At 52.3% G+C, this 10,179-nt stretch carries 7 protein-coding genes, 1 tRNA gene and 2 pseudogenes; 3 read left to right on the top strand and 7 right to left on the bottom strand.

The features are described 5' to 3' along the window. Positions 1-460, bottom strand: a pseudogene (locus B4113_RS20280) (IS701 family transposase); the annotation flags it as partial. A 235-nt stretch (positions 461-695) separates the two neighbouring features. Continuing rightward, a tRNA-Arg gene (locus B4113_RS04085) sits at positions 696-771 on the bottom strand. Positions 772-1,547: 776 nt separating this feature from the next. Between B4113_RS04085 and B4113_RS04080 the strand changes: the two genes are divergently transcribed. Further along, a complete protein-coding gene (locus B4113_RS04080; RefSeq protein WP_033020890.1) occupies positions 1,548-2,114 on the top strand; it encodes a Uma2 family endonuclease in 567 nt (188 codons plus the stop codon). 402 nt (positions 2,115-2,516) lie between these two features. Here B4113_RS04080 and B4113_RS04075 read toward each other — a convergent pair whose 3' ends face one another. Continuing rightward, the gene (locus B4113_RS04075; RefSeq protein ID WP_235597949.1) at positions 2,517-3,695 is read right to left on the bottom strand and encodes a HEAT repeat domain-containing protein; all 1,179 of its coding nucleotides are present in this window, start codon (positions 3,693-3,695) and stop codon (positions 2,517-2,519) included. 301 nt (positions 3,696-3,996) lie between these two features. Between B4113_RS04075 and B4113_RS04070 the strand changes: the two genes are divergently transcribed. After that, a complete protein-coding gene (locus B4113_RS04070) occupies positions 3,997-4,434 on the top strand; it encodes a hypothetical protein (protein ID WP_033020884.1) in 438 nt (145 codons plus the stop codon). 111 nt (positions 4,435-4,545) lie between these two features. On the opposite strand, the pseudogene B4113_RS04065 reads toward B4113_RS04070, so the two are convergent. Together B4113_RS04065 and B4113_RS04060 are read right to left on the bottom strand one after the other, a co-directional pair. After that, positions 4,546-5,010: pseudogene (locus tag B4113_RS04065) on the bottom strand (pseudouridine-5'-phosphate glycosidase); the annotation flags it as partial. A 130-nt stretch (positions 5,011-5,140) separates the two neighbouring features. Beyond that, on the bottom strand, positions 5,141-6,361 hold the full coding sequence (locus tag B4113_RS04060; RefSeq protein ID WP_033020876.1) for a YeeE/YedE family protein: 1,221 nt from the start codon (positions 6,359-6,361) through the stop codon (positions 5,141-5,143). 221 nt (positions 6,362-6,582) lie between these two features. Here B4113_RS04060 and mscL point away from each other — a divergent pair, with 221 nt between their 5' ends. Continuing rightward, positions 6,583-6,978, top strand: a complete 396-nt coding sequence (mscL, locus tag B4113_RS04055; protein WP_031410164.1) for a large conductance mechanosensitive channel protein MscL — start codon at positions 6,583-6,585, stop codon at positions 6,976-6,978. Positions 6,979-7,487: 509 nt separating this feature from the next. Here mscL and B4113_RS04050 read toward each other — a convergent pair. Beyond that, a complete protein-coding gene (locus B4113_RS04050) occupies positions 7,488-8,804 on the bottom strand; it encodes a YjiH family protein (protein WP_033020873.1) in 1,317 nt (438 codons plus the stop codon). 96 nt (positions 8,805-8,900) lie between these two features. Continuing rightward, positions 8,901-10,175: an imidazolonepropionase gene (gene hutI / locus B4113_RS04045; protein WP_033020871.1), complete on the bottom strand. Its 1,275-nt coding sequence runs from the start codon at positions 10,173-10,175 to the stop codon at positions 8,901-8,903. Positions 10,176-10,179 lie beyond the last annotated feature (4 nt).

Genomic DNA, 10,179 nt, shown 5'->3' with positions numbered 1-10,179 from the left:
CTTTCCGAGACCGAAGAAGCTCCAGGCCGGAAGAGAGGTCTTGTTGAGATTCCGCGATGCTGTATACACAGGCTAAGAGCACCACGAGCCCATACCGTTTCACCGCCCGAACGTGGCGAACACGGTCCACCTGACTTCAGCTGGTCTTTGTCCTGCAGGAAAACGCATTCAATCGTCCAGCGCTGGGCATCGTCACACAAGATCTCTTCATCGCTAAGCTCCGGGTCGATGCCGAAGACAACATGGAGATGAGGAGATGATCCGGTGTCATGGGTTGATCCGCCTTCCAAGTAAGCCGCACCACCGCGTCATCAAGACCGTTGAGCGCACCTTCGCAGCAGTAGGCACGATCACGCTCGTTCCCCACCGTGACGAGGAGGGGGTCGTTTGGCTCGATATAGCGGGGGAACTCCTTCGCTTGGATGGCGATGCCTTTCGGGGCAAGAATCCGGTTCGGCTTCGTTTTTTGGCAAATGGTATCATCAGATGAGGAATCCGCGGTCTTTCACCAGCCTTATAGGTCACTTGGCAAAATCATTTTTATATGGGCAACGCACTTCTCATGCGCACAAAATTCGTGCAAAATTTGTTCGGATTCTATCGTTTTTTCGGGATTCCCAAAAAATGAAAAATGACCGCAAACGCGGTCATATCAAGGGTTTCAGCAACTTCAACCCGAGCCGATCGTATGTAGATGGCGGCCCCGAGAGGATTCGAACCTCCGACGCACGGTTTAGGAAACCGACGCTCTATCCACTGAGCTACGGGGCCGTGTTGGCTCTGCATTCGGCATTGGACGGATAAATAGGCGGGCTCCTGAAGCCGTTGCGGCGGGAGAGTGAATGAAAGTCAAGAAACATCGCTCCTACAGAGAGCACGAGCAGCACGGTTTCCCCTTTTGACGCCGTGTTGCGCACTCAACGTCGGCGACTCCGCTCTCTCGTTTACGGCAGGGAGACCGCGTCTAGCTGCCAACGTACTGTCTATGAGACGTACAGCCTGTATTATAACGGTTTTTTGCTATGGTGGCAAGCTCTCTTTTATTCTTCCATCGCTCTCTTTGTCCGGCTCTACTCAGTCGCTTGTCCGTATCTCTCAGCTTGGCAAGCCATAGAGTCGGTCATGCAGCTTCCTCATTTCGGGAAACCGCATGACCGACAATTTTACGGCGAAAGAACAAAGCTCTTTTGAACTAGGAAACGATAAAATGTTTAGATTCACATTTCTAACCGCGTCCATTGACGACCATGCTTTTTCACCAGCCGGCTAGATCGCGAGCAACATTTTCTCATGAATGTTTTTGGCGAAATACCTCCGACGGGCTGGTGACAGGTGTGTTTTACCGGCCTTCTCATGCTAAGGAAAACTTGTCGATTCCTTGATGCTGTGCTACTCTATCCATAAGACATGAACTTCTTTGTCTGAGTGGTTGGCACATCCATCTTCCTTAAGCAGTCCGGTTCACGTCTCCTTTTTCGCTTGATCTCTGGTGTTAGTGGATCGGTTGGTTTACAGTAAATAACAAAAAGGGGAAAGAAGGTGTTTTTGTGAGCCTGCCTAACAACCATTTCGTTTCTCTCGAAGAGTTTTACCAAATGAGAGAAAGTACAGATCGGATCTTAGAGTACATTGACGGTACTGTCTTTATGTCCCCATCCCCTTCTACCCAGCATCAACGAATTTCCGGACGATTGCACGCCAAATTATTCAATTTTTTAGAAGACAAGGATTGCGAAGTCTTTCACGCCCCGTTTGATATTGAACTGAAAAACGACAAAATCGATGGAACAAAAATCGTCATTCCGGACTTATCCGTCATATGTGATCAAAGCGGATTAATGGAAAACAAATTTGTCGGAGTACCGACACTGATCATTGAAATAGTAAGTCCATCGAATCAAGCGCACGATTTGGTGTTTAAACTCAATCTCTATATGCAGTACGGAGTCCAAGAATACTGGATCGTGAATCCAATGCTCAATACGGTGCAAATTTATTCCCTCAATGACGAAGCCCAATACGAGCAAACCGATGTATTAAGAGGAAAAGGAATGGCTCGATCACGAGTGTTAAAAGGTTTTGAAGTCAATGTAGAGGAACTTTTTAAGGCGTAAACATAAAATATCATTTTTTTGCCCGTTCTTTCAGAAAGTCTTCTCCCTTGTCGGAAAGAATGGGCTCCGTTTTTTCGAGACTCAGATTGTTTTTTCCTTCTCCGTGCATACTCCTTCCTCCGAGCCGCCCCCCTTCTTTCCCTTTCGCTTCGCCTAGAAAGCTGGTGAAAAACGGTTGCTTCTCTTGAGCAATGGGGGAGCGTGTGAAAGGCGATACCGATGCGACAGAGCTTTTTCTATTTGAGAAACGAGGTCGGTAAGCGGCCTGCTTCCTTAAATCACCAGCCTTCTAGAATGGGAGATTCCTGCGAACCTCGAAGCATCGTGCGGATCTTTAGCAATAAGCCCGCTCCTCACTTTCAGGCGCGGAGGCGGGCTGTTGGTTCGGCCAAGTATGTGTGTTTACTTCCCGCAGCACTTTTTATACTTTTTCCCGCTGCCGCATGGACACGGGTCGTTGCGGCCGATTTTGGGCTCTTCCCGGCGGTATGGAATGTTTTTTGGCAAAGGCGGGTTTTGCAACAACGCTTGAAAATGGCGGTATCTTTGCTCGGCGAGCGCCTTCCATTTTTCTAATTTCGGATGGTCGAGCCCTAGAATGGTATAATATCCGTAAGCGGTTTGTTCTACATCGATCAGCCCGGAATGCCCCCGTTTTTCCACTCTTTCTAAATATTCTTCCACTTCCGGAAGCGCTTCTTGATCCAGCTGGTGGCAAAGCGCCTCAAAGCAAAACGCGCGCATGTCATCATCGCGCAGCTCGGAAAACACGTCCCGCAATACACGGACGGCCTGCTTTGATTTAATGTTGGCGAGCACATGAATGGCCGAAAAGACCGTTTCCTTTTGAAACGCATAGGGGCGTACGGCTTCGATGACTTCGCCGTTTTGAAACGCCGACAACGCATAAACGACTTGATCGAGGAGCACATCGTCATCCTGTTGTTCCAACAGCGAGGCTAGTCTTGGAATATATTCGGTGGCGCCCAGCAACGAAAGCGCATACACCGCCAAAATACCGTCGTACGTAAACCATGGCTGCTGTTCATTTTTCATCCACGTGAGACTCACGTCTTCCTTTGTCAGCCACTCGCGCTCAACGAGAATGCGCACGACTTGCTTGGCGGCGGAAAACAAGTTCTGGTTAAACATCTCTTCCTGTTCCAAGCGGGAAAGCAACGAAAAGTAGTGATCCCATACGTCGTCTTCCGCTCCCTCGGCCACAAGCCGGACAGCGCGTTGCCAAGACCGCGGGAAGTGGCGAAGCAGTTGCTGTCCGTAGGTTTCAAGTTGCGCAACCGAAAACGGGAAAAACCAGCGGACATACTTGGCCGCATCTTTGATGGTCAACAACCGTTCAAGCGCCCGATCGGTCAGCGGTTGTTTCGATACGCCGCGCAAAATCATTCTTCGCATGTCCTCGTCGGCAGTTGTGACGACCTCGTCAATGAGACGCTCCACCCACGCAGCTGGAACGCCTGGGTACTCCTCTATTGCGTAAAAGGCAAACTGACGGAGGAGAGGATCTTCACAAAATAAATACGGTTCGATCGTTTCTAAAAAGGACATAATCACACCCACCTTTTTCTTCCTTCGTCTCTGGTGCCAGCCGGACATCGACGTTCAGCTAGTCCCATGACGAATATTTTCCATTTTAACACTCTAACTGCAAAAATCGCAACGAAAATGATGGCCGTGACAGTGGTCGAAACGAGGGCCATCAGCAACCCAATAGATGCCAAACGATGAATACAGGGACATTTCTGTCATGGCTGTGCCCCCCCTTTATAATCATTGACAAAATCCCGCCTGTTTGAAACCTATCTTTTCTTCTCGTTAGCTTGCTTGTCTGATATACTAGAGAGAAAGGAGGTGAGTGTTTATGGAAGAAAAAACGATATTGGCGCAAATCTTGCAAGCGCTTGATTTGTACGCGGCAGACATGCGCAGTCAGTTCGAAGCGCTCTATGAGAAATTTGACTCGCTCCATCAACAAGTCCAAACGCTGAACGAACAGACGAACATGATGAACAAACGGATGGAAGACATGGAAAGACGCATGGAAGAGATGGACAAACGGATCGGAGAGATGGACAAGCGCATCGAAGAAATGGATGGGCGCATCGAGGAGATGGACGGACGGTTTGAGCGGCAAATCGCCCAGTTGGAGCGCACCGTGAACGAACGGTTCGAACGGCTCGAAGCGAAACTCGGCCACATCCGCGTCGAACTGGCTGAAACACAAGAGACCGTTGACTTTCACTCCGTCAAAATCGCCCAGCATGATCGAAAAATCCGCCATTTGCTTCACACCCGATAACATCTCCACTGCCATCATGCCCCCGCTCTTCCATCAGGGCGGGGGCGCGCACATTAAGACAGTTCACAGGCAAGTAAACAAGTCTTCGAGGGTCGGCAACCGCGGTTCACATTAAGACAGTTCATAGGCAAGGTCGGTCGCTAAGGCGGCGTTGTTTTTCACTAAGGCGATGTTCGCTTGTAAGCTTTTCCCGTCGGTGAATGTTTTCACCCGGTCAAGCAAAAACGGGGTGACCGCTTTGCCGGTGATACGCTTTTCTTCCACTTCCTTGAGCGCTTGTTCGATGATGGCGGTGATGTACGATTCCTCAAGCTCGTCTTCTGGCGGAACTGGATTGGCAACGACGAAGCCGCCGGCTAAGCCGAGCGCCCATTTGGTTTCAATGAACTGGGCGATCTCTTTGGCGCTGTCTAAGCGGTAATCGACGCGAAACGGGTTTGTCCGCGAGTAAAAGGCTGGCAGGACGTCCGTCTGATAGCCAAGAACCGGAACGCCGTGCGTCTCGAGGTACTCAAGCGTCAAGCCTAAATCCAAAATCGATTTCGCCCCGCCGATGCAGACGATGGAAGCTTTCGTTCGCATGCCTTTCATCCTTTCGGGCGCATCCATTCGAAACTGACGAGCCTGTTTCCAACCTTTACTATTGTATCATACGGCGCCTACAAATGAAAAAAGCACCCCACCTATACAGCGGGGCGCAAGATTGCTAGTTTTTGTATGCGCAATACGGGCGCAGCTTGACGCCGATCAAGCTGCCAAGGAAAGCAAAGACAAACCAAGCCCAGCCGTGAGCGCTGAAGGAAGCGATGCCGCCAAAATACGCACCGATGTTGCAGCCGAACGCCAGTCGGGCGCCGTAACCCATCATCAATCCGCCGATGAGCGCGCCAATCGTCATGCGCGTCGGCCGCTTCCATTGCACCGGCTTCGCATAGCGGCCAGCGAGCGCCGCGGCCAATAAAGCTCCGAACATTAAGCTAATGTCCATGACCGCCGTTGTATCGTAGTAGAGCGGATTGGCGAGCGCCTGCCGTTTCGCCTCGTCTTGCCAATATGTCCAAGCGGTCGGATCAATGCCAAACAGTTGCACCGCCTTCGCGCCCCATAAGGCAAACGCGGACGTGATGCCCCACGGTTTGCCGCTGATGAGCAGCACGAGCGCATTGACAAGAGCGAGCAGCAGCGCGCCAGCAAGAAGCGGCCAAGGACCCTTGTACATGGCCTTCCAGCCGTTCCGATTGGCAAGCGGCATCGTCATCAGCTTGCCGTGGCGCCGCTTTTCCATCACCGTCACAATATAATAGACCGCTCCTAACAAAACAAGCTGGCATCCAAACCCGCCAAGCGCGCCGAATTGGACAATGAACGAGAACGGCTCCCATTGCGGCATTTGCGCCCATACATCAAAGTGAGCCGTGGCAATGACCGATCCGGCGATAAAACCGATGAGCGTCACTATGCCATTGGCATCGCCGCCGCCAATATGATACAACGTCCCGGACGCGCAGCCGTCCCCCAGCTGCATGCCGATGCCAAACAGAAAGGCGCCGACGATCACCGACACCCCTACGCCAAATACATACCCTGACACCGGATGGCCAAACGCCGATCCTTTCAACAATAGCGGCAAAAACAACGCGCTGGCCACCGCCATCATGATCATCTGCGCCCGAATGCCTTCTCCTTGGCGGTACAAAATGAATTTCCGCCACGCCGAGGTAAAGCCGAAATGGGCCTGGTAAAGCACAAAGCCACCGAGTGCTCCCAACAAATACAACATCGCTTGTTGCCAAGACACGCGGCTATACAAGAACAACGCGCCGCCGATTAGGACGAAGCAGGAGACTGCAATGATCCATGCCGTCGGATTTTTCGGAGCGTTCGCCGCCTGCTTGGCGCGAACGTCTTGTTGCGCGGTCATTTCCATGGTGCATATCCCCCTTTTTGCTTTCGTTGACACGCTTATAATACTATAAATACGATCGATTTTCTATGATTTCGTCTCGAAACGTTTTTCCCAAGCCGCTGTATGGTATAATACAGAAAACGACCGTTCAAGAAATGAATGTTGTCGAACCATATTTTTTGACGCCGTTGAAAGGCCGAACATCCTTGATAGATCAACATTTCTAGAGGGAGGAGACTGTCATGTGGAACGAATTTAAAAAATTCGCCATCCGCGGCAATGTCATTGACTTGGCCGTTGGGGTCATCATCGGCGGGGCGTTTGGCAAAATCGTTTCCTCGCTCGTCAATGACATCATCATGCCGCTTGTCGGGTTGATTCTAGGCGGCATTGATTTCAGCAGCTTATCATGGAAAGTCGGCAAGGCGGAAATCAAATATGGAGCGTTTATCCAAACGGTTGTCGACTTTTTGATTATCGCCTTCTCGATTTTCCTGTTTGTCAAACTGATCAACACCTTATACGAACGGGTGAAAAAGCAAGAAGAAGTGAAGGAAACAGCGCCGACGCTGACAAAAGAAGAAGAGCTGCTCACCGAAATTCGCGATTTGTTAAAGCAGCAGCGGGAAACGATGTAAGCATCTGGAGGCCGGTGATGAAAGGAGCAGGTCGCTTTACCGCCAAGTCTCTCCATCGGAGACACTTGGCGGCATCAGCTTCCCATTTCACGTGATCTGGAATCCTTACTAGCACGAAGCGGCACGGCCGGGCGAAGCCATATTGGCAGTGCCGATGCGGACGGCCGCTTCACAAAGTTCGGGGGAGTTCGGTCCTGCCGCTCTATCAAAGGAAATCATCCACCCTCAAGCGAACGAATCGCTAGGGTGGATGCTGTTCTTTTGCCAGCGCTGATCCTCCCGGCGCAAACCGCGTATAGTCAGGTCAATGATGGACGACGTCACTGATCAATATCGATTCGTTTCCCATATACTGCATGCGGATAAGAAAAAAGGATTGCCATGGCTAGCCAATGTTTCACATTGATCATTGTTTTGGCGACCCCTCCCCCGAAGTTCGAGCAGTCAAGTTCTCCTCGCTCGTTCTCAATCGGAAAGAAACATCCGCTTGTCTTGACGTCCGCTCATTGTCAAAGCAGCCAGTACGCCAGCGGTGCGGTGAGGATGAGCGTCAATACCGTCCGCTCGAACCAAATGACGAGCAGTTTCGGCAAACTGAGCGGAATCTCAGTGGATACAATGCATGGAATGACAGCAGAAAAGAACAAGATGGCAGAAACGGAAACAACGGCAATTATAAATTTTGTTACGAGCGGTGCTTCAGTGACAAGCAAGGCTGGCAAAAACATTTCGGCGATCTCGATGGCCGAAGCTTTCGCTGCCAACAACGGCTCTGGAATTTGCAAGAGAAGAGTAAACGGATAAAACAGATAGCCCAGCCAATCAAAAAACGGCGTATATTCAGCGAGCAGCAGCCCGATCAGTCCGACCGACATAATGGAAGGCAAAATGCCCATCGTCATGATAAAACCATCGCGCAAGTTTTCCCATATATTCGTCCCGATCCCTTTTGACTGCGCTACCGCTTTCATCGCCTCAGACCAAGCTTGTTTCATATAGTTACCCGTCACTCTTTGCTCGGGATCCCCCTTGCCGTCGTAGTATTCATCGCTCATGCGGCTTAGCGGCCACATCCGAGCGGTGAACGCTGTAACGGCAAACGTGACGAGAAAGGTCACCCAAAAATACGTATTCCATATCGACATTAACCCTAACGTTTTCGCGACAACCACCATAAATGTGACGGATACGGTGGAGAAGCCGGTAGCGATGATTGCCGCCTCTTTCACCGTATATTTGCCCTCTTTGAACACTTTGTTCGTGATCAAAAGACCGATGGAGTAGCTGCCGACAAAGGAGGCAACGGCATCGATGGTCGAGCGGCCCGGCGTTTTCCAAATCGGCCGCATGATCGGCTGCATCCACACACCAACGAATTCAAGCAGCCCGTAGCCAACAAGAAGAGCGAGAAAAACCGAGCCAATCGGCACAAGCAAGCCGACGGAAACGACGAGCTTATCGTACAAAAACGGCCCCATATCCGGCTGAAACAGCCACGACGGACCGATGTGAAACACAAGCATGACCGCCGTGATCAGTCCTAGAACTTTCAACAGTGAAAAAACGGTTGTCACAGCATCTTTGTTCCACGTTTTTTTGTAAAACGGATAAACGGCACCGAGAGCGATCACGATAAGAGCATAATAAGGAACAAGTGCCGAAAACTGGGTGCGGATCCATGTCACAATATGATCGAGCAAAATTGACGATGTGCCGCCGATCGAAACCGGGACGAAAAATACGAAAATGCCGATGGCGCTAAAGACGAAAAACTTCCATGCCCCGCTTGCCGGCGTGGATGGCGCTATGGTTGGATCCGCTTTCATTTCTCTCCACCCCCATTGTTCTTCTTACGCAAGACTGTGCAACCGGAAGCATCCCGCTTCCGGTCGCCAAACGCTTCAACGGAAGACCATCCCCCCTCAAGCGCGCACCTTTCCTCCCGCCACCACCACCTTCCCGTCCTTGATCACCGTCTCCGCATGGTTGACGCCGTAATAGTACATGATTTGCACGTAGTTCGGGACGTTGAAAACGACCAAATCCGCTTTCTTGCCTGGTTCAAGGCTGCCGATCACATGGGCGCGGCCGATGGCGTGGGCGGCGTTGATCGTGGCGGCGGCAAGCGCCTCGGCCGGGGTCATGCGCATATGCAAGCAGGCAAGGCTCATGACCAGCGGGAGCGAGACGGTCGGCGATGAGCCGGAGTTGCAGTCGGTCGCTAAGGCGACTGGGACGCCGGCGTCGAGCAAGCGACGGGCGTTGGCGGCGTTGGTTAGTAAGAAAAACGCTGTGCCTGGCAAGAGGACGCCGATCACGCCGCGCTCCGCCATGCGGCGGAGGCCGTCATCAGAGGCACGAAGCAAGTGGTCGGCCGATATCGCCCCCACCTCAGCAGCCAGTTCGGCGCCGCCGTACGGTTCGATCTCATCGGCGTGGATTTTCGGCGTCAAGCCGTGCGCTTTGCCTGCTTCGAGGATGCGGCGCGCCTCATCAGGGGTGAACACGCCGCGCTCGCAAAAGACGTCGTTGAACTCAGCCAACCCCTGACGGCTGACTTCAGGAATCATTTCTTCGACGATCAAACGGATATATTCCTCCCGGTCGTGCTTCCACTCCGGCGGAACGGCGTGGGCGCCAAGAAAGGTGGAAACGACATCGACCGGATGGGTGTCATGAAGCCGCTTGGCGACGTTAAGCTGCTTCATTTCATGCTCAAGGCTTAACCCGTAGCCGCTTTTCGCCTCAACGGTCGTGACGCCGTGAAGCAAAAACTGATCGAGCCGCCGCTTGCTTTCTTCGTACAGCGTCTCTTCCGACGCCTCGCGGGTGGCCTTTGTCGTCGCGTGAATGCCGCCGCCAGCGTTCATGATCTCCATATACGTCGCCCCGCCGAGGCGCATCGTCCATTCGTGTTCACGGCTACCGGCGTAAACGAGATGGGTGTGCGGGTCGACAAGGCCGGGGGTGACCGTTTTGCCGCGGGCGTCGATCACCTCTGCTTCGGCAAGCCGATCCGCGAAACGGCGGACGAGTTCGTCGTCCGGACCAACGGCGGTGATCGTGCCGTTTTCGATCCAGACGCTGCCGTTTTCCATGATGGAAAGGTCGCTCATGTTCTTTCCCACAAGCGGAGCCGCGGAGCTTCCCGCCAGCGTGACGAGCTGGCGGGCGCGGCGGACAAAGAGCGGGCGCATAGGC

The sequence above is a fragment of the Geobacillus sp. B4113_201601 genome (genome assembly GCF_001587475.1).
In the GTDB taxonomy this organism is placed as follows: domain Bacteria; phylum Bacillota; class Bacilli; order Bacillales; family Anoxybacillaceae; genus Geobacillus; species Geobacillus icigianus.
The sequence above is the reverse complement of the archived record's forward strand: the minus strand, read 5'-3'. Positions and strand labels throughout refer to the sequence as shown.

What these genes read in the sequence shown, in the direction of transcription:
- B4113_RS04060 (WP_033020876.1), bottom strand. Translation starts at nt 6,361, where the DNA reads ATGGAAATGACCGCGCAACAAGACGTTCGCGCCAAGCAGGCGGCGAAC.
- hutI (WP_033020871.1), bottom strand. Translation starts at nt 10,175, where the DNA reads ATGCGCCCGCTCTTTGTCCGCCGCGCCCGCCAGCTCGTCACGCTGGCG.
- mscL (WP_031410164.1), top strand. Translation starts at nt 6,583, where the DNA reads ATGTGGAACGAATTTAAAAAATTCGCCATCCGCGGCAATGTCATTGAC.
- B4113_RS04070 (WP_033020884.1), top strand. Translation starts at nt 3,997, where the DNA reads ATGGAAGAAAAAACGATATTGGCGCAAATCTTGCAAGCGCTTGATTTG.
- B4113_RS04050 (WP_033020873.1), bottom strand. Translation starts at nt 8,804, where the DNA reads ATGAAAGCGGATCCAACCATAGCGCCATCCACGCCGGCAAGCGGGGCA.